The sequence below is a fragment of the Roseibium algae genome (assembly GCF_037783265.1).
Taxonomy (GTDB): Bacteria; Pseudomonadota; Alphaproteobacteria; order Rhizobiales; family Stappiaceae; genus Roseibium; species Roseibium algae.
The window spans coordinates 98,491-123,221 of sequence record NZ_JBAKIA010000014.1; the positions used below are offsets into that span (position 1 = coordinate 98,491).

General features: G+C 53.8%; 23 protein-coding genes. 5 read left to right on the top strand and 18 right to left on the bottom strand.

All coding sequences use genetic code 11. The annotated features are described in order from the left end of the window. The first annotated feature begins 442 nt into the window (after window positions 1–442). The 3 genes from uvrA to V6575_RS17980 all read left to right on the top strand — a co-directional run bounded on the left by uvrA (window position 443) and on the right by V6575_RS17980 (window position 4,387). A complete protein-coding gene (gene uvrA, locus V6575_RS17970) occupies window positions 443–3,406 on the top strand; it encodes an excinuclease ABC subunit UvrA (RefSeq protein ID WP_340276277.1) in 2,964 nt (987 codons plus the stop codon). Between the two features lie 222 nt (window positions 3,407–3,628). Beyond that, window positions 3,629–3,778: a DUF1127 domain-containing protein gene (locus V6575_RS17975; protein WP_340276278.1), complete on the top strand. Its 150-nt coding sequence runs from the start codon at window positions 3,629–3,631 to the stop codon at window positions 3,776–3,778. Window positions 3,779–4,237: 459 nt separating this feature from the next. Then, the gene (locus V6575_RS17980; protein ID WP_340276280.1) at window positions 4,238–4,387 is read left to right on the top strand and encodes a DUF1127 domain-containing protein; all 150 of its coding nucleotides are present in this window, start codon (window positions 4,238–4,240) and stop codon (window positions 4,385–4,387) included. A gap of 217 nt (window positions 4,388–4,604) precedes the next feature. Here the strand turns inward: V6575_RS17980 and V6575_RS17985 are convergent, their stop codons facing one another. After that, window positions 4,605–5,243 (bottom strand): hypothetical protein, encoded by a 639-nt coding sequence (locus V6575_RS17985; RefSeq protein WP_340276281.1) that lies wholly within the window; start codon window positions 5,241–5,243, stop codon window positions 4,605–4,607. Between the two features lie 278 nt (window positions 5,244–5,521). Between V6575_RS17985 and trmFO the strand changes: the two genes are divergently transcribed. Further along, a complete protein-coding gene (trmFO, locus tag V6575_RS17990) occupies window positions 5,522–6,937 on the top strand; it encodes a methylenetetrahydrofolate--tRNA-(uracil(54)-C(5))-methyltransferase (FADH(2)-oxidizing) TrmFO (RefSeq protein ID WP_340276283.1) in 1,416 nt (471 codons plus the stop codon). A 112-nt stretch (window positions 6,938–7,049) separates the two neighbouring features. Here the strand turns inward: trmFO and V6575_RS17995 are convergent, their stop codons facing one another. The 6 genes from V6575_RS17995 to yajC form a co-directional block, all read right to left on the bottom strand. Then, a complete protein-coding gene (locus V6575_RS17995) occupies window positions 7,050–8,906 on the bottom strand; it encodes a mechanosensitive ion channel family protein (RefSeq protein ID WP_340276284.1) in 1,857 nt (618 codons plus the stop codon). A gap of 198 nt (window positions 8,907–9,104) precedes the next feature. Beyond that, a complete protein-coding gene (locus V6575_RS18000; protein WP_340276286.1) occupies window positions 9,105–9,956 on the bottom strand; it encodes a phytoene/squalene synthase family protein in 852 nt (283 codons plus the stop codon). A 36-nt stretch (window positions 9,957–9,992) separates the two neighbouring features. Beyond that, complete coding sequence (locus tag V6575_RS18005) at window positions 9,993–10,370, bottom strand: Mth938-like domain-containing protein (RefSeq protein WP_340276287.1); 378 nt, start codon at window positions 10,368–10,370, stop codon at window positions 9,993–9,995. Between the two features lie 9 nt (window positions 10,371–10,379). Beyond that, window positions 10,380–11,342, bottom strand: a complete 963-nt coding sequence (gene secF, locus V6575_RS18010) for a protein translocase subunit SecF (protein WP_340276288.1) — start codon at window positions 11,340–11,342, stop codon at window positions 10,380–10,382. A gap of 15 nt (window positions 11,343–11,357) precedes the next feature. After that, on the bottom strand, window positions 11,358–12,968 hold the full coding sequence (gene secD, locus V6575_RS18015; RefSeq protein ID WP_340276290.1) for a protein translocase subunit SecD: 1,611 nt from the start codon (window positions 12,966–12,968) through the stop codon (window positions 11,358–11,360). Between the two features lie 83 nt (window positions 12,969–13,051). Continuing rightward, window positions 13,052–13,384: a preprotein translocase subunit YajC gene (yajC, locus tag V6575_RS18020; RefSeq protein ID WP_340276292.1), complete on the bottom strand. Its 333-nt coding sequence runs from the start codon at window positions 13,382–13,384 to the stop codon at window positions 13,052–13,054. Between the two features lie 238 nt (window positions 13,385–13,622). Here yajC and V6575_RS18025 point away from each other — a divergent pair, with 238 nt between their 5' ends. Then, window positions 13,623–14,495 carry an ATP-binding protein gene (locus V6575_RS18025; RefSeq protein ID WP_340276293.1) on the top strand — a complete coding sequence of 291 codons (873 nt, stop codon included), beginning with the start codon at window positions 13,623–13,625 and terminating at the stop codon, window positions 14,493–14,495. Between the two features lie 76 nt (window positions 14,496–14,571). On the opposite strand, the gene V6575_RS18030 is transcribed toward V6575_RS18025, so the two are convergent. The 11 genes from V6575_RS18030 to nagZ all read right to left on the bottom strand — a co-directional run bounded on the left by V6575_RS18030 (window position 14,572) and on the right by nagZ (window position 24,675). After that, window positions 14,572–16,122, bottom strand: a complete 1,551-nt coding sequence (locus V6575_RS18030; protein WP_340276294.1) for a peptidoglycan DD-metalloendopeptidase family protein — start codon at window positions 16,120–16,122, stop codon at window positions 14,572–14,574. A gap of 142 nt (window positions 16,123–16,264) precedes the next feature. Continuing rightward, window positions 16,265–16,960 carry a protein-L-isoaspartate(D-aspartate) O-methyltransferase gene (locus V6575_RS18035; protein WP_340276295.1) on the bottom strand — a complete coding sequence of 232 codons (696 nt, stop codon included), beginning with the start codon at window positions 16,958–16,960 and terminating at the stop codon, window positions 16,265–16,267. Between the two features lie 22 nt (window positions 16,961–16,982). Continuing rightward, window positions 16,983–17,741 carry a 5'/3'-nucleotidase SurE gene (surE, locus tag V6575_RS18040; protein ID WP_340276297.1) on the bottom strand — a complete coding sequence of 253 codons (759 nt, stop codon included), beginning with the start codon at window positions 17,739–17,741 and terminating at the stop codon, window positions 16,983–16,985. Continuing rightward, window positions 17,741–19,021 (bottom strand): serine--tRNA ligase, encoded by a 1,281-nt coding sequence (gene serS / locus V6575_RS18045; RefSeq protein ID WP_340276299.1) that lies wholly within the window; start codon window positions 19,019–19,021, stop codon window positions 17,741–17,743. Before serS ends, surE begins: the two co-directional genes overlap by 1 nt. A 70-nt stretch (window positions 19,022–19,091) precedes the next feature. Then, window positions 19,092–19,886: a twin-arginine translocase subunit TatC gene (gene tatC / locus V6575_RS18050; protein ID WP_340276300.1), complete on the bottom strand. Its 795-nt coding sequence runs from the start codon at window positions 19,884–19,886 to the stop codon at window positions 19,092–19,094. Continuing rightward, entirely contained in the window at window positions 19,883–20,539 is a 657-nt protein-coding gene (tatB, locus tag V6575_RS18055; RefSeq protein ID WP_340276301.1) for a Sec-independent protein translocase protein TatB, read from the bottom strand. The genes tatC and tatB overlap by 4 nt, the downstream gene beginning before the upstream one ends. A gap of 57 nt (window positions 20,540–20,596) precedes the next feature. Beyond that, entirely contained in the window at window positions 20,597–20,833 is a 237-nt protein-coding gene (locus V6575_RS18060; RefSeq protein ID WP_340276302.1) for a twin-arginine translocase TatA/TatE family subunit, read from the bottom strand. Window positions 20,834–20,946: 113 nt separating this feature from the next. Continuing rightward, window positions 20,947–22,080 carry an ABC transporter ATP-binding protein gene (locus V6575_RS18065; protein ID WP_422785604.1) on the bottom strand — a complete coding sequence of 378 codons (1,134 nt, stop codon included), beginning with the start codon at window positions 22,078–22,080 and terminating at the stop codon, window positions 20,947–20,949. 14 nt (window positions 22,081–22,094) lie between these two features. Next, window positions 22,095–22,808, bottom strand: coding sequence for an SMC-Scp complex subunit ScpB (scpB, locus tag V6575_RS18070; RefSeq protein ID WP_422785602.1), 714 nt, complete (start codon window positions 22,806–22,808; stop codon window positions 22,095–22,097). Beyond that, window positions 22,795–23,604, bottom strand: coding sequence for a segregation and condensation protein A (locus tag V6575_RS18075; protein ID WP_340276304.1), 810 nt, complete (start codon window positions 23,602–23,604; stop codon window positions 22,795–22,797). Before V6575_RS18075 ends, scpB begins: the two co-directional genes overlap by 14 nt. Window positions 23,605–23,655: 51 nt before the next feature. Further along, entirely contained in the window at window positions 23,656–24,675 is a 1,020-nt protein-coding gene (nagZ, locus tag V6575_RS18080; RefSeq protein WP_340276305.1) for a beta-N-acetylhexosaminidase, read from the bottom strand. Between the last annotated feature and the right edge of the window lie 56 nt (window positions 24,676–24,731).

Below are 24,731 nucleotides of genomic sequence, written 5' to 3' on the forward strand. Positions count from 1 at the left end.
CATGGCTATCCTTTTCCACAAGGCGCTGGCGAATTCAGTCAGTATTAAAGCCAAATGCCGCAAGCCCCATCCGATTTCAAAACCTGACCTTCCAAGCCTTTTGATCATATCGACCGGCAGAACCAGAGCAAAAACAGCCTCAAGACTGGCATTCGAACCTCAGCATATTTCCGCTTGCAGAACCATATTTGTTCCATTTATGTTCTCATTACATCACAACGTAACACGAGGCCTTCACAAGCGCCCTATGATCAAAGCGACATCTGGCAGGATGGCATCCGCAATCCAAGTTGCTATATGTCTCGTAACTCTCAACGGCGGTAGCCTCTTAATTACAAATGAAACAACCAACTGTCGCAAGATGTGCGGCAATCGCTTTGGATTGAAATAGAATGGCCGTGCCGAGAAATGACCGGACTGCCGCATCAGGGACATTGACCGCATGACCAAGGACGTTTCGAGAGCCAAGTCCGGCGCCTCCATTGTCGATCCGACCCGAGTGATTTCTGTTCGCGGCGCTCGTGAACACAATCTGAAGGGCGTCGACATTGACCTGCCACGGGACAAGCTCATCGTCATGACCGGCCTGTCAGGCTCGGGCAAATCGTCCCTCGCCTTTGATACGATCTATGCAGAAGGGCAACGTCGTTATGTGGAGAGCCTTTCCGCATATGCCCGTCAGTTTCTGGAAATGATGCAGAAACCGGACGTCGATCAGATCGACGGTCTGTCGCCAGCTATTTCCATTGAACAAAAAACAACCTCCCGCAATCCGAGGTCTACAGTCGGTACAGTCACCGAGATCTACGACTACATGCGGCTTTTGTTCGCCCGCGTTGGGGTGCCCTATTCACCCGCCACCGGCCTGCCTATCGAAAGCCAGACGGTCAGTCAGATGGTCGACAAGATCATGGAAATGGAGGAAGGTACCCGGCTTTTCCTGTTGGCCCCCATCGTGCGAGGCCGAAAAGGCGAGTACCGCAAGGAACTTGCCGAGCTGATGAAAAAAGGCTTCCAGCGGGTCAAGATCGATGGCGAATTCCACGAAATCTCGGAAGCCCCGACGCTCGACAAGAAGTACAAACACGATATTGATATAGTCGTGGACAGAATAGTCGTGCGCGACGATATCGCGGGACGTCTTGCGGATTCCATTGAAACAGCGCTTGGCTTGGCCGATGGGCTCGCCATTGCCGAATTCGCAGACAAGCCGCTCAAGGCCCCGGCAAAAGGGGCCGTTCTAAAGAACCAAAACGAGACCCATGAAAGACTGGTGTTTTCCGAAAAATTTGCCTGCCCGGTATCCGGCTTTACCATTGAGGAAATCGAACCGCGTCTGTTTTCCTTCAACAATCCTTTTGGAGCCTGCCCGACCTGTGATGGACTGGGCACCACCTTGGCCTTTGAGGCCGATCTTGTCGTGCCCGATCAAACCTTATCCTTGCGGGAAGGGGCGATCTTGCCTTGGGCCAAGACCGGCTCAACCTCCCCCTACTACAACCAGACACTGGAAGCTCTGGCCAAGCACCATGACGTTTCCATGGCCACGCCCTGGAAGGACCTGCCAGTAGAGGCACAGGACAGTATTCTCCATGGCACCGGCAAAACCAAAGTAGATTTTTTCTATGATGATGGCGTGCGCAGCTACAGCTCCGCCAAGACATTTGAAGGCGTCATCGGCAACATCGAGCGGCGCTGGCGGGAGACAGAAAGCAACTGGGTTCGGGAGGAACTGGCGCGCTATCAATCTGATCACGCCTGCCCAGTCTGTCAGGGCTACCGGCTGAAACCGGAAGCCCTTGCGGTAAAAATCGCAGATCGGCACATCAGCCATGTAACCCAGCTGTCCATCAAGGATGCGGCTGAGTGGTTCGACGCCCTGCCCGACCGCCTCAACAAGAAACAGGAAGAGATTGCCGGACGGATCCTCAAGGAAATCCGCGAACGCCTCAAATTTCTGAACGATGTTGGCCTTGAATATCTCAGCATGTCTCGCTCTTCAGGCACGTTGTCTGGAGGGGAAAGCCAGCGGATCCGCCTTGCTTCACAGATCGGCTCAGGTTTGACCGGCGTGCTTTATGTTCTGGATGAGCCATCCATCGGCCTGCACCAGCGCGACAACGCCCGCCTGATCGAGACACTGAAACACCTCAGGGACCTGGGCAACACTGTGATTGTCGTGGAGCATGACGAAGACGCGGTGATGGCAGCAGATCATGTGGTCGATGTGGGCCCCGGAGCTGGTATCCACGGCGGTGAAATCATCGCCTTTGGCAGCCCGGCGGACGTCATGGCCAACCCAAAGTCCCTGACGGGACAATATCTGTCCGGCACAAAGATGATCCCCTTGCCAGCTGAACGCCGGAAAATCGACAAGAAGCGTAAGCTTAAGGTAATCGGAGCAAGAGGCAACAACCTCAAGGACGTCACCGTCGACGTGCCGCTCGGCACTTTCACCAGCGTCACAGGCGTATCGGGTGGCGGCAAGTCGACCTTTCTTATCGACACCCTGTTCAAATCGGCAGCCCGTCGCCTGAACGGCGCAAGGGTCAACCCGGCGCCTCATGATCGCATCGAGGGCCTGGAACATCTGGACAAGGTGATAGACATTGATCAGTCGCCGATCGGGCGCACACCACGCTCCAACCCAGCCACCTACACTGGGGCTTTCACGCCGATCCGTGAATGGTTTGCGGGCATGCCCGAGGCGAAAGCACGTGGCTATCTGCCCGGTCGGTTCTCGTTCAACGTCAAAGGCGGCCGCTGCGAGGCATGCCAGGGCGACGGCGTGATCAAGATCGAGATGCACTTCCTGCCGGACGTCTATGTCACCTGCGACGTTTGCAAAGGCAGGCGCTACAACAGGGAAACGCTTGAGGTCCTGTTCAAGGGCAAATCTATTGCCGATGTTCTGGACATGCCTGTGGAAGAAGCCGCCAACTTCTTTTCCGCCGTGCCTGCGGTGCGCGACAAGATGAAAACACTTGCACGGGTCGGGCTTGGCTACATCAAGGTCGGACAACAAGCCACGACCTTGTCTGGTGGTGAAGCACAAAGGGTCAAGCTGGCCAAGGAGCTATCCAGGCGTTCAACCGGCCGCACTCTCTATATACTGGATGAGCCAACCACTGGCCTGCACTTCCATGATGTCGCCAAACTGCTTGAGGTGCTGCATGAGCTAGTAGACCAGGGCAACAGCGTTCTTGTGATCGAGCATAATCTCGAAGTCATCAAGACTGCTGACTGGGTCATAGACCTTGGACCAGAAGGCGGCGATGGTGGAGGCACTATTGTTGCGACCGGCAGGCCTGAAGATGTCGCCAAAGTGTCCACGAGCTACACAGGGCAGTTTCTGGCGGAGCTTTTGGAACGTCGTCCACAGCGAGAGATAGACGCAGCCGAATAATGTGCGGCGCAGCAATCCCGATCAAATCATTCAGATTGCTGCACTAAATCTCGTTTCATGCATTTCTGGCATGTGTATTTTTGCTGCATTGCACTGAGCGCATAACTGACATGCAGAGAACGCGCTTCCTTTATTTCGATCTCCGAATTATATCTTCGTCAACAGATTGATACTGCGTCGCAACAAAAAATGTTGCAACGCCATATCCAAGGAAGATATAAAATGTTCGACAACGTCGTTCGCAAATACAGCAGCTGGGTCAAGTACCGTCGCACCGTTGATGAACTGTCCCGTCTGTCACAGCGTGAACTTAGCGACCTGGGCATCAGCCGCAATGACATCAAGTTTGTTGCGCGTCGCTCAACAGTCTAACTAGAGATCGCGTCCCTAAGAGCCACCTCCTCCCAGGCTCCGGGGCGTGTGACAACGGCGAGGCACCCTCCTCCCAGTCTCGCCGGTCAAAACGACGCCCACCAGCACCTCCTCCCGCTGGTGGGTGTTCGTTTTTGTAAGATCTGAATTCAAGACTAGAAATTCAAAAATCATTTAACCGCTAAATATACACAACCGCCACGTCTCCGACGAATGGCGGTATTTTTGTATTCATTCACCGGACGTTTATTTCTGACACTCATCAGTTCATTCCACGCAAGAAATTTCTTATTAATAAGAAGTAAATGCGACATATGACCTGCAATTTATGCAGGACAGGCCTGCAGTTTCCCCCCTAGCTGAACATATACATCTTTCTTATCTAGTGTTCATCAGATTGAACGGGCCAGACGCTGATCCACGGTGCCATGGCCAAGAAGATATACAAAGGCCAAGACCATGATCGATAGCGTTGTTCGCAAGTACCATAACTGGAAGCGTTTCCGGGCCACTCATGACGAGTTGTCTCAGTTGTCCAACCGTGAACTCAATGACCTCGGCATCAGCCGCGCAGACATTGCTTTTCACGCACGCGCTTCCATGCGCTAAAAAATTCAGCCTGTTCCGACCCTCCCACGGGACAAGCTGATGCGCTCCGCTTGCAGCGCGGAGCCTCTAAAACGCTCGCCGGATATCCTCCCACCGGCGGGCGTTTTTGATTCTAGAACCAAATAACGATCAAGGCGAAGGGGTTATTTGAACAAGTTTCGAATGGCTAGGCTCTTTACCGACAGAAAAACATACTCCAAACCCGCCCTTTGCAAGCCTAGCCAGCTCTTTTGGACATCCACACAGTCAGTTCTGAAATTTTCGGCGGTTTACCGTTTGAGTCAGGCCAAGAATCAACTGCGAACACAGCATTTGTGTTGATTTCACGTACAGTGGCTGTTGCGTGGGGATAACGCCCATCGAGAAAGAACCCGCGTGCAACCGGCGAACTGACGCTGTGATGCTTTAAAAACCCATGTTTTTCAGCCACCAACAACAGAGAATTTGTGTTGGTCGCTTCGTCGATACAATCCATCTGCCCACGAACTCTGGCGTTTTGCATATCAAGCCCGCCAACGTCATTGGACGATCCAACAGTAGGGCCGACCCGTGTTTCTTGCCACTGAACGGCTTTTGAGATTGCCCGACGTTCCGCCGCTGGTGATTTCCGGCCAGAAGCAAGGATTGTTTTCAGGCGCCTCAGATCCCTGCCGGAAAAATCGACAGGTGTTGTGTAGGTACATCCGAATCCGTGACAGATATAAATGCGTGATGCAGTTGGCCCAATCGCCTCACGCCCATTGTACCATGCGCTGGCATTGCCGTTGGCTTGACCAGCGCAGCCAGCCAGAGTTGCCAAAGCACACAGCAACGAGCCGGTCAACAGAACTGGTTTTATCAAGCTTCCGAATTTCATTCCTTGCCCCCCCGGCAAACCCATTTCATTTCCGACTAAAAATCGTCACAACAAAAATCACGGCCAGAAGCTTGACCGCTGATTCTCAATTCCAATCTCTTTGTCATGTGGTCAAAAACTATTCCTGACCTAACGTGATTTTGCATCATGGCATTGCGACAAGCGAGCCAAGACTGTAATCAGAACCGGAAAACATGCCGTTTGATCGCAGCCTTTTCGGCTAAACCGTCCGAAGCACGATAAAACATGACGGCAGCACACTCCCGAAGGACAAACAGATGAACCCCATCCATGTGATTGGCGGCGGCCTTGCTGGTTCAGAAGCGGCCTGGCAAATTGCACAACGCGGAATTCCAGTCGTGCTCCATGAGATGCGCCCTGTCCGGAAGACTGATGCTCATCAGGGCGAAAGCCTTGCAGAGCTGGTATGCTCCAATTCATTCCGCTCCGACGACAGCGAACAAAATGCCGTTGGCCTGCTGCATCACGAACTGCGCCGTGCCGGATCACTGATCCTGTCTTGCGGCGATGCCAATCAAGTTCCTGCTGGCAGCGCCCTTGCAGTTGACCGGGACGGGTTCTCCGCTTCCGTGACAAAGGCACTTGAGGACCATCCACTGATCACCATCAATCGGGAAGAAATCGCCGGACTGCCTCCAGAAGATTGGGACAGCGTCATTGTGGCCACGGGGCCTTTGACGTCGCCTGCCATGTCGAAAGCGGTTCTGGAGCGATGCGGTGAAGAGGCACTGGCGTTTTTTGATGCCATTGCCCCTATTGTACATTTCGACAGCGTGGACCTAAGTAAGGCTTGGTTCCAGTCGCGCTACGACAAGATCGGACCAGGGGGCAATGGCAAGGATTATCTGAATTGCCCGATGGACAAAGAACAATATGACGCCTTTATCGATGCGCTCATCGCTGGCGACACCACAGATTTCAAGGAATGGGAAGCCAATACGCCCTATTTCGACGGTTGTCTGCCGATTGAAGTCATGGCAGCGCGCGGCCGCGAGACTCTGCGCCATGGTCCTATGAAACCAATGGGCCTAACCAATGAACATAATCCGGATGTGAAGGCCTATGCTGTCGTCCAGTTGCGCCAGGACAATGCCCTGGGGACACTTTATAATATCGTTGGTTTCCAGACCAAGCTGAAATACGGCGCGCAGGCAGACATCCTGAAGATGATTCCCGGCCTTGAAAATGCCCAGTTCGCAAGGCTCGGCGGCTTGCACCGGAATACATTCCTGAACTCACCCAAGGTTCTGGATGAAACCCTGCGGTTGAAGGCCGAGCCGCGTCTGCGCTTTGCCGGCCAGATTACCGGGTGTGAAGGCTACGTAGAATCCGCCAGTGTAGGCTGCATGACCGGTCTATTTGCTGCCATGGAACGACTCGGGCAGAGTTTCGACATGCCGCCGGAAACTACGGCTATGGGCGCATTGATCGGCCATATTACCGGTGGTCACATTAACCGCGAAACGGAGCAGAACTCTCCTCGCTCCTTTCAGCCAATGAACGTCAACTTTGGTCTTTTTCCACCAATTGAAGTCCCTAAGCATGATGATGAAGGCAATCGCATCAAGGGAAAAGACAAAACCCGCGCCAAGAAACTGGCCATGACCCGGCGGGCAAAGGCTGATTTTGAAAGCTGGATTACAAGCTTTGAACCTGCTCAGGCAGCTGAGTAGATCCAACAAAGCCAATTGGAAACAGGGTCAGATCCCAATTCATCCCCCTGAGATCTGACCCTGATTTTTAGCTATAACACCAATGTCCAAGTCTTTGTCCCCGACCGGCTGTTCATCCAAAAGTTTTGGGCGCATCGGTCGCCGTCGAATCCAGTAGGTCTTGTGGTGCAAGTGGCCAGACTGGTGCCTTCTCACTATCCTGAGCCAGATAATTTGTCGAAGATGGCAACGCAAAATCAGCGCCGCAATCGCGTACTATTTCCATCGCCTTGAGCAGAATTTTTTCCTGAATTTCCAGGAACATGTTCCGATCAGCTGTCTTGATATAAGCGTAAATTTCAACGTCGAGCGTATAGGATCCCATACCGACGAAACGGACACGCAAGGGCGCTTCGGCGACCATCTCATGCTGCTCCAGATAGCTGCGGATCTCTTCAATCAGCTGAGCCATCTGCACCTCTGTCGTGCCATAGCGAAGGCCGAGCTTGTGACGCAGAAAATATTCATCCCGGCGGCTGTAATTGATGATCTTGCGTTTGGCCAGATCAGCATTTGAGATCGTGATCATTGTTCGGTCCAGCGCCCGAATACGGGTTGAGCGTATGCCGATCGCTTCAACGGTTCCCGATAGGTCATCGAATTCGCAAAACTCGCCAACACGCACCATTTTGTCAGCATACAAGATAATACCGCCGATCAGGTTCTCCAAAGTTGGCTGCGCGGCCAAGGCAACGGCAAGACCGCCAACCCCAAGCCCGGCAATCACGCCATAGACGGGTATTCCAATGCGGGTCGCCCCATATCCCGTAACAATCAAGCCAGCCACAAGACCGAATAGCCTGAAAGCCGTCAGGAGCAGGCTGGAATCCATTGGTTGGCCAGTCCCAACCGGATTGCGAATAATCCAGACGGAAGCAAGATCAATAAAGCGGTAAACCAACCACCCCAGACAGGTCCAGACAAGGGCTGTCGAAACGGTTCCCACGGCAACCATCGTGCTGCCCGTAATGTTGACCTGTTCCTCGATCAAATATCGATAGACCAGAATCGTCCCAATGATCAGGATTGGCAACTGCAGGGAGCGGAGGCGCCGACGGAATTCCAGAACGGAAACCGCCCGCATGCGATCCCAGCGAGACAGGACAACCGGCAGAGAAATTGCAACTATCGTAAGCAGAAACAATGCGAGCCACTGCCAATAGGCCTGTGAAAATATATGGTTCCCCAGCCAAGCAGGACCGGCTCTGATCAGGTCATACCACTTCGGCGCGACCAGATTGCCCGGCGTGTAGATGTAGTAAGCATAGAGATCATCGCCAATGTCTTCGCGCGGCGCAAAGGCTTTGATCAATTCATAGTCTTCAGGAATAAGGGCAACCGACTCCCGGGTCATCAGAAACCGACTTCCCGCACCTGGTACTCTTGTTCGCTCAAAAACAAGATCGGTCCCCGGAATGGTCCACCGCTCAGGCAACTGAGCAATAGCCATGGAATTCAGAAAAGACCCTGCAGCTGATCCGGGAACATCTGCCATTTTGGGAAGATAAATTCGATCCAGTATTTCTTGAAATTGTAGTGATATCTCCAGGCTCGCTCGTTGACGTGCGGTTTCGGGAATACCTGACAGATCGAAAACACCGCTGGCCTTGTCTAGCAAAGCACGAACTTGTTGCAGTTTCAATTCGTCAGCATCACTCAGCAAACGCTCATTACTGTCATGAAATGCCGTCCGCACTTCTCGCCAGACAGTGCTTGCCTGGTCCATGAGCAAGATGAAGCTTTCCAGGCTTGCGCGCGGGCTACTGGTATCCGGCGGAGCCAAGGGATTTTCCCGAAGATAGGTTTTGAGATCGAAGGTGGATTCAAGAACAATTTCATCATCGGTGGACTGGTGAGCGTTATCTGCCGCCGAAGTCACCGCCTGAGCAAAAGCCTGATGATACGGTGTCACAAAAGGCGCACCCGCCAACAGACCCCCAAGGAAGAAAAATACAGAAAACAGAATTCGAGAATTGAAAATTGAAACAGATCGACCCATGAAAACCCTCAAGATTTGCGCAAACACCAATCACGCATAAGCCCCAAGAAATATCACTAGCAGAAAGACCTAAACTCTAGGTTACAGAGCTGCACTGTTGTACCGCCTGGAATTAAATCATTTTCACAATCACACCCGCAGGCCCGATTTTCTTGCTGCGCGCCAAAGGGTCCATTGACGGCGCAACTGGGACAGTTCAATGGGAGTTTTAAGCGGATCGAGACCGGCCGTTTCCATTTTCTTCAAGAACGGCTCCACAAGAGCCAAAGGCAGAAAGGCTGGCGCAATATGGGGCGGAATATGCGTCACCTGAGAGCGAACCCGCTCGATATGATGCCGGGCATGAGCGCGCAGCTCGGACAGGGCAGCGGCCAACGGAGGCGTTGCCTCGCCCTTCAACACAGACTGAGGATCAACGCTATGGCGGTCTAGAAGATCCTTGGGCAAAAACATCTGACCGCGCGCGGCATGCCATGGCAAGGCGCGCATCAAGCCACACAGGCCATAAGCAACGCCTGCATGGCCCGCCAATTCAGCCAGTCCCGGATCCTGTCCTTCATTCAGAACAATGCTGCCGAGTTGAACAAGAGCCGAAGAGGTCTCCCCGCAATAGCCCTCAAGATCATTGAGGCTTGGCATCGGATCATCATAAAGGTCAAAAACACGCGCATCGATCAGCGCAACAAGAGCCGCCTTTGGCAGATTGAAACGCTCGTTAGTCCCGGCAAGCGCTGCGGCGACAGGATTGGCAGCAACAGCACCATGCTCTGTGCCTTCCAGGAAATCGCGCCACCATTGCAGCCGGACCTCACCTGGAAGTGGATCGCTGACCAAATCCCGGACCCGGGCGATTTCCGAATTGAAAGCATAAAGCGCAAGAAGACCCGGACGTACATCTGCATCGGCAAATAAGGCTGCCAGATACCGGTCGCGATCCTGCGCATAGACAAGATCACTGGCATGGTCGAAGTTTGTGGTCATCTCGGCAGATATGGCCCTTCCGGCCCACTTTAAGCTCTAGTCAACAGCCAACAGAGCCGCAGCTACGGCCCGCTCCTCAGACAACATGACATTGAACGTTCGAACGGCAGCGCCTGTCGACATGCTGTCGGCGATAATGCCCGCGTCCCGAAACACTTGTTTCAGATCCGCTGGTAGAGGCCGCAGATCCGGTCCTGTCCCAATCAGCAGAACTTCAATGTCTGCGGTATCATCCAGAACCTTTTCAAACGCCTCGACCGTTAGATCGGCAAAGCTGACCGGGCTCCAGCCAAAAATCCCGCTAGGAACACAGAGGACGGATCCCCGGTGGGACATCTTGGCAAAGCGGAACCCGCCGTCGCCATAAGCGTCCAGCGGGGCCCGCCCCGGAAAATGAGCATCCCGGATTTCCATGTCGCCCCTTTAAGCTGCCGGAGCAGCGTTTACATCGCTGTCCACTGCCTTCTTGTCATCTCCATCAGGAGATTTTCCATCACTGCGCAGATTGAACAGGATCAGGAAAGGTGCCGCCAGAAAGATCGATGAATAAGTCCCAATCAAGATGCCGAATATCATCGCCAGGGTGAACGAGCGAATGACCTCGCCGCCGAAGATCCAAAGCGCAATCAGCGCAAGAAGCGTCGTCACAGATGTCAGCGTTGTACGGGACAAAGTCTCGTTGATCGACCGATCAAGCACTTCAGTCAGCGGCAACTTCTTGTAGCGTCGCAGGTTTTCACGGATCCGATCATAGACCACAACGGTATCGTTCAAGGAATAACCGATGATCGTCAAGACCGCCGCAATCGATGAAAGCGAGAAATCAAGCTGCAGCACCACAAATAGGCCGATGGTAACGATAACATCATTGGCCGTGGTCAGGATCGCCCCAAGGGCAAATTGCCACTCAAAGCGGAACCAGATGTAGAACAGAATGGCAATCAGCGAGACCGCAACAGCGAGCGCACCAGCACGAGCCAGTTCACTCGAGACACGCGGTCCGACAACTTCCACTCTCCGGAAGTCAACTTTGTCATCTTCAAAGACAGCACGGATCTTGCCGACAACAGATTGCTGGGCCAATTCGCCGCCCGGCTGCTCTTCAATCCGCACGAGCACTTCATTGGGAGCCCCAAATTCCTGCACCTGCACATCGCCGAGGCTGAGGTCAGCCAGTGTTGATCGAATACCTGCGATATCTGCAGGACCGTCGGTCCGCATCTCAATAACCGTGCCGCCCTTGAAGTCGATCCCGTAGTTGAGACCGACAACGCCGAACAGCGTCAAAGAGGCAATGGCCAGCAAGATGGACAGCGGAAAGCTGACCTTGCGCAGCCACATGAAGCGGTAGTTGGTATTATCCGGAACAAGTCGGAGCAATGGCATTTTCTCTTCTCCGGATCAAATTGGAAGTTTCGACGGCCGGCGGCGACGTACCCAAATGGATACGAGCAAACGGCTGAAGGTAAAGGCGGAAAACACCGTTGTGAAAATCCCGATTGCCAGGGTCACGGCAAAGCCGCGTACTGGGCCTGAGCCCAATTGGAACAGGATCAACGCGGCGATGAGCGTGGTAACATTGGCGTCCAGGATCGTGCCAAGTGCGCGCTTGTAGCCCGCATCAATGGCCGATATCGCGGATCGGCCCGCCCGGGCTTCCTCTCGAATACGCTCAAAGATCAGCACGTTGGCATCCACTGCCATGCCGATGGTCAAGACGATCCCCGCAATACCCGGAAGTGTCAGCGTTGCCTGCAGAACCGTGAGAGCCCCGAAGATCATGAAGATGTTCGCAGCAAGAGCGATATCGGCAATCACACCGAAGCGGCCATAGGCGAGCAGCATGAAGATCACAACGGCCACACCGGCGATGATCGATGCCAATTTGCCCGATTCAATAGAATCAGCTCCAAGGCCTGGGCCGATGGAACGTTCCTCGATCACGGTCAGCTTGGCAGGCAAGGCACCAGCGCGCAGCAGAACCGAAAGATCGTTGGCACCATCCACCGTGAAGTTTCCGGAGATCTGACCGGAACCGCCCGTGATGGGCTCACGAATGACCGGCGCTGAGATGACTTCATCATCAAGCACGATGGCGAAAGGACGGCCAACATTTTGCTGCGTGACCACAGAGAACTTGCGGGCACCAGATGTATTGAAGCGGAAGTTCACAACAGGCTCGTTGTTACGCTGATCAAAACTCACCTGCGCATCCACAAGATCTTCGCCGGTCAGAAGAGGGGCTTCTTCCAGCAAATAGGGAATGGGCGGATCATCAACCGAATTCAGCACGATTGTTCCGGTAGGCGGGCGTGATTGCATCGCCTGTTCGCCGGACATCGACGTGTCAACCATGTGGAAGGTCAACTGAGCCGTCTGGCCAACAAGGGCCTTCAGACGTTCTGGGTCATCTTCACCCGGCGCTTCCACCAGGATACGATCTGAGCCTTGACGCTGAATGTTCGGCTCTGTCGTTCCGAGTTCATCAACACGGCGCCGAATGACTTCAATCGACTGTTCGACAATCGACTGCATCCGTTGAGACAAACCTTCTTCTGTATAGACGAAACGAACCAGACCATCATCGGTAATCGATAGGTCGAATTCATTGACCTGCTGGCCACCGAATACGGAAGAGACAAGTGGGTTGACCAGTTCTGTCAAACGCTCACGTGCATCATCCAGGCGATCCAGATCGCGAATGCGGACTTGAGCCGCCTCACCCTGAACACCCAGGCCTGTATAACCAATACGGGGCTGTTCGCGCAGCGATGCGCGAATCTCACCGACCAGCGTTTTGAAACGCTTCTGGATATAGTCCGGTTTGTCGATCTCATAGAGGAGATAGGCCCCGCCCTGAAGATCCAGACCAAGAACCATTTTGCTCTTGGGCAGAAAATCGGGCCAGCTTTCAACAGTCTTGTTGGAAAAGAAGTTCGGCAGCGTCATGACGACGCCTGTAACAATCGCAAGGGCGATCAGTACGATCTTCCAGCGGGCAAAATAAAGCATGACGAAAGCCTGTCTTGGGAAGCCAGGCCGGAGAACCGGCCCGGCGCAGGGGCATATTTCCTAACGAGATATGGTCGCGGGTATTATGCGCCGTCCTTGGCAGGTTCGGACTTGGAGCGAACCTCCTGAACCATGGCACGTACAATCCGTACCTTGACGCCTTCAGCCAATTCAACCTGAAGCTCTGTGTCGTCAACAACCTTGGAAACCTTGCCGATCAATCCACCGGTGGAGACGATTGTATCACCGCGGCGCAGGTTGGCGATCAGCTCCTGATGCTGCTTCATGCGTTGGCGCTGAGGGCGAATGATGAGGAAGTACATGATCGCAAAGATCAGCACGAACGGCAGCAATGACATCAGGAAGTCAGGGCTCAGCGGGCTGGCCGATTGTGCGTAGGCAGGTGTTACAAACATCTTGTTCTCCTTGAGGGTCAGTTTCCGCAAGAGTCCATTTTCAGGCTCTTTGCGCAAACCGCCAAATTCCAGTGGCCGGACTATACTGGTGACGCGGCGCTTTTCAAGTAAAGCCAGTAGCTTCTAGCGTACCGCTTTGCAAATAACCGGCGTTTTCCAGATCCATCGGCCATGCTACTCGTCTGAAATGTCCTGTCAGACCCCAAAGTGGGTCCAAGATCAAAGGTTACAAGAGCAGATGTCCGATCAATCCGAGCTTGCCGTACTAAATGAGAAACTCGATTCCCTGATTGGCCTCATAGCCCGGGCAGTTCCGCGCATGCCTTCTGCGACAGACCTTGACGCAGCAGATGCATTTGTCTGGTCCCCCTCACCTGGCGAACTTTTGCCAATTCACAAGGTCAACCGGGTCGACATCGGTCTTTTGTGTTCGGTCGCCCGTGTCCGCGATCTTCTGCTGGACAACACAAGGCGCTTTGCCAAAGGCTTACCTGCAAACAATGTGCTTTTGTGGGGCGCACGCGGCATGGGTAAGTCATCCCTGGTCAAGGCTGCGCATGCTGCAATCAATATTGAGAATGGCAACACAAGCCTGAAACTCGTCGAGATCCACCGCGAGGACATCGAAAGCCTGCCTGCACTGATGAAACAGATCAAGGAGGGAACCCAGCGGTTCATCGTCTTTTGCGACGATCTGAGCTTCGACAATGACGACACGTCTTACAAATCACTCAAAGCCGTGTTGGAAGGGGGGATTGAAGGCCGTCCAGACAACGTCATTTTCTATGCGACATCTAATCGTCGTCACCTGATGCCGCGCGACATGATCGAGAACGAACGATCGACCGCCATCAATCCGTCAGAAGCCGTTGAGGAAAAAGTCTCCCTGTCCGACCGGTTCGGCTTGTGGCTTGGTTTCCACAAATGCAGCCAAGACGACTATCTCGAAATGGTGGAAGGTTATGTAGCCCACTACGGTCTGAAACTTGATGCCAATGAGCTCAGAGCCGAAGCTCTTGAATGGGCGACCACACGCGGCAGCCGATCTGGCCGTGTTGCTTATCAGTACATTCAGGATCTTGCAGGAAGACTGGGAAAGTCCCTGACCTAAGAACCAGACCTAATTTTCAAACTCATAAAAAAAGGCTCCGAACTCCGGAGCCTTTTCCACAATCAAATCGTCGCCATCAAGTTGACGGCATGTATTTCATAGGATCGACAGGCTTGTTGCCACGGCGAAGTTCGAAATGAACCTGTGGCTGGGAAACAGAGCCTGTTGCACCGGCGAGGCCAACAACTTCGCCGCGCGTGACTTTGTCGCCGCGTTTCACGTTCAGTTTTGAATTATGCGCATAGGCGGAAACCCAGCCATTTTCATGACGCAGGAGCACAAGGTTGCCGTAGCCCTTCAGCTCATTGCCTGAATAAATAACCGTTCCATTGTCTGCGGCCTTGACCGGAGTGCCTTCTGGAACGGCAAGGTTGACGCCATCATTGCGTGTTCCACCTGGTTTCGATCCGAAGTTCGAGATAATACGGCCTCGAACCGGCCAACGAAAACTTGGAATAACCGCAGAAACTGGTTCAACATTGGCAACGACCTGCGGCCGTGTAATCGGCTCAGTTGGGCGCGCATCATTACCGCTTGACTGTTGGCCCTTAGCAGAATCCTTCGGCATCGGAACATAACCACTGACAGAACCAACTTTACGAGGTTCATTGCGCGCACTGTTCCAGGAGGAAGGCTTTGTCTTTGGACCAGATGTAATTTGAATCGGAGTGGCATCATTGGCCACCTTCCCGCTGCTAATTTCAGCAAAAGTAGGCTGATGGTACGGCTTACGCTCTGGCATAGGTGTAGAGGAATACACCGTTTCAGTCGGACGAACTGAGCCAGTTATAACCTGGTCATATGGCGAAGGCTTTGGCACAGCGCCAACATTCACCAGACCAACGTTTCGTGTGGCTGCACCGGTCGGAACCGCAGTTGCCATGCTCGCTGTTTTGGTCGTCGCGCCTGATGCGCCATTTCCAGACGAATAAACATAGGTCGGGATCACAATCGTTTGGCCAGGTCGCACCTGCGATGGATCTTCAATTCCGTTCACAGCCACGATCGCTTCAACAGGCACACCATAACGGCGAGACAGCGATGTCACCGTATCACCAGAGCGCACTGGAATGCGGGTACCACCGGTCGAAGACCAACCGCGCCAGCTGTTCGCACCAGCTGCTGAAACCGAAGGCGAGGAGATTGAAGGCGCCGTAATTCGCGGAGCTTGCACAGTCGGGGGCTGATAGACTGGAGCTTGAACCTTCGGAGCGACATACACCGGGGCCTTCACTTTTGGAGCAACATAGGTCGGCGCCGTGTAAGTGGGAGCAGTGTAAGTAGGTGCCGTGTATTGGGGAGCTGTGTAGGTCGGAGCACTGACAGATGGCGCAGACACACGGACAGGCACAGTGTTCGGCTGTGTAATTGATCCGGTTACAATCGGCTGAGACGATGCGGGTGGCAAGCCAGCAGTTGTTCCGCCGGTGCCATTTACAATATCCTGGAAGCTTGGCTGTGCAGCCCCATTCGAAAGAATGGCCCGCTGATTCTCAGTACTGCCAGTATAAACCGACCCCGACCCAAGACGTTCTGTACCAAGACTGCACCCAGCAAGGGATACTGCCGTCAGCGAAACAAGAGCAACCTGCGAAATTAGGTCACTGCGGAGAATACGCGTCCGCATGATCATCACCCTACTCAAACCAATACTACAGTTTTTATTATGGTTAAGAGTAGAACCCAGTAAGGTTTACAAACACCTAAGAGGGTGAACTTATTTGCACAACAATGCGTATTAACCGTTGATCAAGGCGCTGGTTTCAAAGTTAAAGCCGTTCGGAGCGGCCTTTAGTCAGACTAACCATACGGACGATTTCCAGCACTTGCTGCTCATCTTTATCATCGCCACGAATGATCCGAACAAGCCTTTGCGGCGCGGACGGCTCTCCGACTGGCGCAATTAAAATGCCGCGGGGGCCCAATTGGGACAAAAGGGCTTCAGGTATTTCTGTAACAGCACCGGTCAGAACAATCCTGTGAAACGGCGCATTTTGCTTCAGCCCCTCCAATCCGTCCCCTTTATGGATCCGGACATTCGACAGCTTCAATGCAGCAATTCTCTGACGCGCAAGGCTGGCGAGAGTGGAGTAACGGTCGATACTGTCAACTTCAGCACCCAGATGGGCCAACACGGCAGCCTGATAGCCGGAGCCTGTCCCCACTTCCAGAATGCGCTGGCCCGCCTCAATTTGAAGAGATTGCACGATACGCGCCACAAAAGAAGGTGCCAACACGGCTTGCCCGCATTCAATGGGAATCGAGGAATCCTCATAGGCCAAACCATGATGGGCCGCCGACAGGAACAAACGCCTCGGAACCCGCTCAATCGCGGACAATACAGCCCTGTCGCCAATCCCCAAACCACGCAGTGTGAGCACAAGCTTTGCCCGCGCCCGCGCCTCATCCGAATCAACTGATAACGGATCCGAAGGGAGGTTCAGCGATGTCAGATTACTCATCATTCAGCACCTCCCAGCGCCAGCCTCAAGCGAGTTCGCTTGCCAACGTCTCAACCATGTCATGGGCTGTCAGATCAATGCGAAGCGGCGTCACCGAAATAAAACCATCAGCCACCGCGTGTAGATCACTGTTTTCCAGCATCGAATTGCCACGATCCTGAAAGCCAAGCCAGTAATAAGGATAGCCGCGACCATCCTTACGCTCGTCCATGGTCAAACCAGACTGTTCATGATGGCCCTGAATGGTGACTTTCGTGCCTTTGACATCTTCAGCTGAACACGCCGGGAAGTTGACATTCAGCAGTGAATGGCGCGGCATGTCGAAGCTGATCAGCTTGCGGAACAGCTCAGGCGCATGGGCCTCTGCCGTTGCATAATTCGGCTCGCTGCCAACATCCCAGTCATAAGCTTGGGACACTGCGATGGAACGAATTCCAAGGATCGATCCTTCCATAGCCCCGGCGACGGTGCCCGAATAGGTCACATCCTCAGCCAAATTCTGGCCCCGGTTGATGCCCGACAGGATCAGGTCCGGCATTTCCGGCACAACCTTGCGAACGCCCATAATCACGCAGTCGGTCGGAGTGCCCTTGACTGCGAAATGCCGATCCGAGATCTGCCGCAGGCGCAAAGGTTCGCTCAACGTTAGCGAATGCGCCACGCCGCTCTGATCAGTCTCCGGTGCAATCACCCAAACATCATCGGACAAGGTCCGTGCAATGCGCTCCAGCGAGGCCAGACCAGCGGAGTGAATTCCATCGTCATTTGTGATCAAGATACGCATCAGCCGATTTTCTCCAAACCATTCATGTAAGGACGAAGCACATCCGGCACCGTGATGGATCCGTCTGCATTCTGGTAGTTCTCCAAAACCGCAATCAGGGCGCGGCCAGCGGCAACACCCGAGCCGTTCAACGTGTGAACATGGCTGAGCTGCTTGGAGTCCTCCGGGCGGTAGCGTGCATTCATGCGCCGAGCCTGGAAATCCCCGCAGACTGAACAGGATGAAATCTCGCGGAACATGTCCTGACCGGGCAACCACACTTCAATGTCGTAGGTCTTGCGAGCGCCAAAGCCCATATCACCAGTGCACAAAGTCATGACCCGGTAATGCAGGCCAAGCTCTTGCAGAACCTTTTCAGCACAGCCCAGCATCCGCTCGAGTTCAGCGACAGAATCATCCGGCTTGGTGACAGACACCAACTCGCATTTCATGAACTGGTGCTGACGCAGCATGCCCCTCGTATCACGACCGGCAGAGCCTGCCTCAGAGCGGAAACAATAAGTCAGAGCGGAAACACGAAGCGGCAAAGCATCTTCGCTCAGAATCTCGCCCGCAACCATGTTGGTCAGCGGCACCTCAGCCGTTGGGATCAGGTAGTGATCACCACTTGTTTTGAAGAGATCCTCCTCAAACTTCGGCAATTGCCCGGTGCCATAAAGTGCTGTGTTGTGTACCAAAAGCGGGGGAGACACCTCCATATAGCCGTGCTCTTGGGTGTGAAGGTCGATCATGAACTGACCAATGGCCCGCTCAAGACGTGCAATCTGACCTTTCAGCAGGACAAAACGGGAGCCCGATAGCTTTGCAGCCGTCTCGAAATCAAGGCTTGATTCGGCGCATTCCAGCTCGAAATGCTCTTTTGGCGGATGATTAAACGTAAAGACCGGCTTTTCGCCGACGACGCGCAGCTCAACATTGTCCGCCTCATCCTTGCCCTCAGGCACATCCTCAAAGGGCAGATTCGGAATGACCGCCATTGCAGTTTCCAGGTCGGCAGTCAGCTCTCGCTCTTTTTCTTCGCCGGACTGAATGAAGGATTTGATTTCAGCGACTTCATCAATCAGCGCCTGCGCCTTTTCATGGTCACCGGAGGCTTTGGCCTTGCCTATGTCTTTTGATGCAGCATTGCGCCGTTCCTGAGCTTCCTGAAGCTTAGTTACATGTGACCGGCGCGCGTCATCCAGCGCAATCAGTTTGTCTGCGGACGCTACATAACCACGGCGTGCGAGCCCCTTGTCAAAGGCTACGCCGTTATCCCTGATCCATTTGATATCGAACATCTTGCTTCCCGGGCAACACTTGAAACGGAAGCAAATCAAGCGGCACAGGATGCAAACCAAAAAGCAGAGATCAAGCCTCCTCGGCTTCCTCCGCTTCCTTTTGTGCAGCCCGCTTGCGCTCAATAAGCCGTACGGAAATGATGGAGACTTCGTAGAGAAGCAGCGTCGGCAGCGCAAGACCGATCTGAGAAATCGGATCCGGCGGCGTCAAGATTGCTGCTGCTGCAAACGCAGCAACAATGGCGTATTTGCGTTTTTCACGCAGTCCTTGCGACGTGACAATTCCCGTGCGGCCGAGCAAAGTCAGTACAACAGGAAGCTGGAAAACCAGCCCAAAAGCAAAAATCAGCACCATGATCAGGCCGAGATATTCGCTGACCTTTGCCAAATGTTGAATCGCAACCTGCCCCTGATGGGCCGTTTGCTCCTGCGACAGGAAAAAACCCATCGCCATCGGCATCACCAGGAAATAAACGAGGCAGGCCCCCGTCGCAAAAAGGATCGGCGTCGCCACTAAAAACGGCAGAAACGCGCCTTTTTCTTCTTTGTAGAGACCGGGAGCCACGAACATATAGATCTGACTGGCAACAACAGGAAACGCCAGAAACATTGCTCCGAACAGAGCAAGCTTCAACTGGGTAAAGAACCATTCCTGCGGCGCGGTAAAGATCATCTGAACAGAATCAGGATCCGGTGCAGCGCGCAGATAAGGCACGGTCAGAATGTTGTAAATATCAGTGGCAAAGTAAAAGCAGACGATGAACATCAAGATGATCGCGATCACCGACTTCATGAGCCGTTGACGCAGTTCAATCAAATGTTCGATCAGGGGCGCCTTGGACGCATCAATATCTTCGTCGCTCATGCTTTTGAATCTTCCGGTGCCGATGGGGTCGCTTTCGCGGACTTGTTCCCAGTCGATGCATTTGCAACAGGAGCGCTCACATCGGACTTGGCAGGCTTCTTAGGCGATGCGGCGGCGGTCGTGGGCTGCTTGACCGATTTTGCAGCTGGCTTTTTGGCAACCGCCTTCTTTGCAGCAGGTTTCTTAGTCGCTGGCTTCTTTGCCGCAGGTTCCTTAGGAACTGATTTCTCTAGCGGCACAGGGTCTGACGCCACAGGGTCCGGGGCTTTTGAAGCTGATACTTTAGGATCTGATGCCTTTGTATCAGTCTCCGCAGCATCAGATCCTGTTTTATCGGAGGCCATCGAATCTGATGTGGTCGATACTGGTTTGGCCGGTTTCGGCTTGTCATCCTCAATGGACTTTTTGAGATCTGCTAGAGGATTGAAATTGCCAGCTTCCTCGACTTGTTTTTTCATGTCCGAGACCCCGGCCTGCTTTTCAGCTTCCCGGATCGCATCGTTGAAGGTGGACTGAAATTCGCGCGACATGCGCCGAACCTTGCCAATGGTCTGGCCAAGGGTGCGCAGCATGCGTGGAAGATCTTTCGGACCCACAACGATGATCGCCACACAGGCGATCACCATGATTTCGGTCCATCCGATATCGAACATCTAGGGTCCAGACCCGATCATTGCGTTAAAGAAGCAGATCAAAATAGGCAGCTTTGATCAGCTGGCCTTGGTTTTGTCTTCGGCTTTTTCAGCAGCAACAGTGTCTGCCGCCTGATGATCGATCGTTTTTGCAGCTTCAGGATCGCTGGCAACGGTATCGTCTTCCGCCATGCCTTTTTTGAAGCTTTTGATCCCTTTGGCTACATCGCCCATAAGGTCGGAGATCTTGCCACGCCCAAATAGCAAAATAACAATCACCGCAATGATCAAGATCTGCCAAACACTAATGCCCATACGCCAAACTCCTGGTTCACAAAGCTTTACAGCTTAGCGCCACTATTACAAAAAACGATCAACACCCGCAATAAGATCCAGCATACGACCATCTGCGAATATCAAATCTGTCCTCAATGTGTGCCTTTTGCCTCGAAGATCAAGACATCCTGCGGATCTGTTGCAAGACCTACATCCATTCCGACCTCAAAGCCACTGCCGGCACGCACCCTTGACTGCAACGACTGGTCGTAACCTTCAACATTAATCGTCAACAGATCGACCTCACCGACGAATCGCTTGGCAGCAATGCGGCCTGTCACTTGCGTACTGCCCGCCACTTTCGGCAAGATGCCATGGGGCCTAATACAAACATCCACCCGTGTTCCAACGGGCCCACCATGTGCATCAATATGCCCAATCGGGGTTTCAACCCCCTGCTCTGTTGCTACGCCCCTCATTTCATTGACTTCAGAGAAGAACTTGGCAGCAAAGACGTCCTGCGGTGCGCTGTAAAGCTCATTTGAGGTTCCGTGCTGAACCAGACGTCCATGCCGCATCAGGCCGATCTTGTCGCCCATGCGCATCGCCTCTTCAGGATCGTGGGTCACCATGATGCAGGTCGCACGTGTTTCACGCAAAATGGTGAGGGTTTCCTCGCGCACACTGTCGCGCAGGCGCTTGTCCAAGCCCGAAAACGGTTCATCCATCAACAAAACGCCCGGGCGCGGCGCAATCGCTCTGGCAAGTGCCACGCGCTGCTGCTCTCCGCCGGACAGCGCATGAGGATAATCCTCCGCGTAGCCTTTCAGCCCGACGCGTTCAAGAGACGCCATACCCTCCTTAAAGGCCTCGTTGCGCGGCATTTCCTTTAGTCCGAACATCACATTGTCCAAGATGCTCATATGTGGAAACAGCGCATAATCCTGAAACATCAGCCCAACACCGCGCTTTTCTGGCGGCACAAACACACCCGGCCCTGATACGACCCGGCCATTGATCAAAATGCGGCCGGCCTCTTGTTGCTCAACTCCGGCGGCAATGCGCATCAATGTTGTCTTGCCGCAGCCCGAATGGCCCAGCAAACACAGCACTTCTCCAGGGGCAACGCCAAGCGAAAGGTCAACAACAGACGCATTGCCATCATAACTGTGGCTAATGTTCTCAAACACCAGACCGGCTGCAATGGTCGCACCTGCTGTGCCGCGAGCCCCCCAGCGCAGGTCAGTGCCATTTCTGCTGGCCTTGTTTGCTTTTTGCACGTCCATGTCAGTCATATTTCTCAAGGATCCAGATCTATGTCTTCATCGTCATCAAAAAGAGACCCATCTTCCAAAGGATCCTCATCCTCATCAAGATCTGCCGTATCATCTGGCGTTGGAACCAGAAAGGACGCAGGGATTGCGCTATCCAAAAGTCCGGCCCCTTTGAGTTCCTCAAGTCCGGGCAGATCCTTGATCGCTTCCAGCCCAAAATGGGCCAGGAACAACTCGGTCGTGCCATAAGTCACCGGTCGGCCAGGCGTCCTGCGACGTCCACGCATCCGGATCCAGGATGTCTCCAACAGAACATCCAACGTTCCTTTGGATGTCGAAACGCCTCGGATTTCTTCGATTTCAGCGCGTGTTACCGGTTGGTGATAGGCAATGATTGCAAGGGTTTCAAGCGCAGCGCGCGAGAGTTTCCGCTCGTCAGAGCGATTACGATGCATCAGATATGACAGATCTTCTGCAGTTCTGAACGCCCATTTACCCGCGACAAGCACAAGATTGACGCCGCGTGCGCCGTAGGTTGACTTAAGATCTGCCAGGATCTTCGGTATATCGCAGCCTTGCGGCAGACGCTCACATAATTCTTCTTCAGACAAGGGCTCTGCGGAGGCAAATAACAGCGCCTCGACCATACGCAGTCCTTCCCTGTCAATCACAGCGAAGCCCTCCACCTCCCCTTCATCACCAGCAAGATCCAGCTGCAAGTCGCCTTCAGCGTCCATCATTGTCTCCAGGTTCACGGGCCCTGATATAGAGCGGCGCGAAAGGTTCACTCTGGCGAATATCCACTTGACCTTCACGGACCATCTCAAGGCTCGCCGAGAACGTGCTGGCAATAATGGTCGCCCGATCAGCGTCGTCGTAGAGATAATCCTCAAGGTAAGCGTTGATCGGGGCCCATTCACCGATCCGCCCAACAAGCTTTATCAACAGTGTACGTGCTTCCTGCAGCGACCAGACAGTCCGCCTGAGGACACGCACCGACGTCACTGACTGGCGCTGACGCTGGGTCGCATAAGCAGACAAAAGCTCATAGATCGTCGCCGACCAGATGCTCTTGCGCTCAACGGATGTGGTTTCCGGCATGCCGCGCGCAAAGAAATCCCTGCCAAGGCGACTGCGGGCCATCAGCTTGGCCGAAACTTCGCGCATGGCCTCAAGCCGCTGCAACCGGAACGCCAGCGCTGCGGCGAGTTCTTCGCCCGTCGGTTCGTCTTCGTCTTTTTGCTCTGGCAATAACAAGCGGGACTTCAAATAAGCCAGCCAGGCGGCCATCACCAGATAGTCTGCCGCCAGCTCAAGGCGCATACGCCGGGCTTCATTGACAAATTTCAGATACTGCTCGACCAACGCGAGAATGGAAATTCCGGACAAGTCCACTTTCTGGCTGCGAGCAAGTGTCAGCAGCAGATCAAGCGGACCCTCAAAACCATCGACGTCCACCACAAGTTCAGGGTCTGAAGACGCGCGATCACTCTCCATTGCCGAACTCAGCAGGTCCTGATCGTCTCGGCTCGCCATTGGCTTGTTGTTGTCCCCCACCTCACGTTTGCTGATCTTTGCGCTCGTAGATCAGACGCTTGCTTCACCGATCAACATCTGAAACTCGGCCCTTGCCGCATCGACATCGAAATCCTCATCCGGTACCCGCAAAGCTGCCAGTGCTTTCGCACACCTGAGCTCGGCCAGCCCCGAAAGCACCGGTGCAACGTCGGCAACCGCTTCCATCTGATCCATTTCCCCGTTGCAATGAAGCACAAGATCGCAACCAGCGCCAAAGGTTGCAGAACACCTTTCCCGCATATCCCCACCAAGTGCTTTCATGGAGATGTCATCACTCATCAGGCAACCATCAAAGCCCATCTTGCCACGAATAACAGCCTCGATAATTTCCCGGCTTTGTGTTGCCGGTGCTGTCGGATCGATCTGCGAGAACAATATATGCGCCGTCATAGCCAGCGGATAAGTTGCCAAAGCCTTGAAAGGCATAAAATCCACGGAATCCAGATCAGCGCGTTCAGCAGTCACTTTCGGCAGCTCCAGATGACTGTCAACGACGGCACGGCCGTGACCAGGCAGATGTTTCAGGACCGGCAACACCCCGCCAGCCAGCAGACCTTTGCAGGTTTCGCGGCCAAGTTCAGCCACGGTCTTTGCATCCGTGCCGTAAGCGCGGTCGCCAATGGCATCAACGGTTTCCGCAAAGGCGACATCCAGCAAAGGCAGGCAATCCACATTGATACCCAGATTATAGAGATCATGGGCAATCAAACGCGCGCCAATCCGCGCAGCATTAAGGCCTCGAGCAGGATCAGCCCGAAACAAATCTCCAAACACCTTCTGAGGCGGATATTTGGGCCAATGGGGCGGGCGCAAACGCTGCACTCTGCCGCCCTCCTGATCAATCAGCACCGGCGCATTGCTGCGTCCTACAGCCTCGAGGAAAGACTGCACAAGCTCGCTAATCTGCTCAGGTGTCTCGCAATTGCGGCGAAACAGAATGAGCCCCCAGGGATCTTCCGAGGAGAAGAAATCGATTTCGGCTGGCGTCAGACTGAGCCCGGCACAACCGCTGATAAAAGCCTTGGTCATGACAAGGCCTTAGCTTTGCTGTCATGGCGGGTCAAGCTTCACCAGTGATCCGCGAT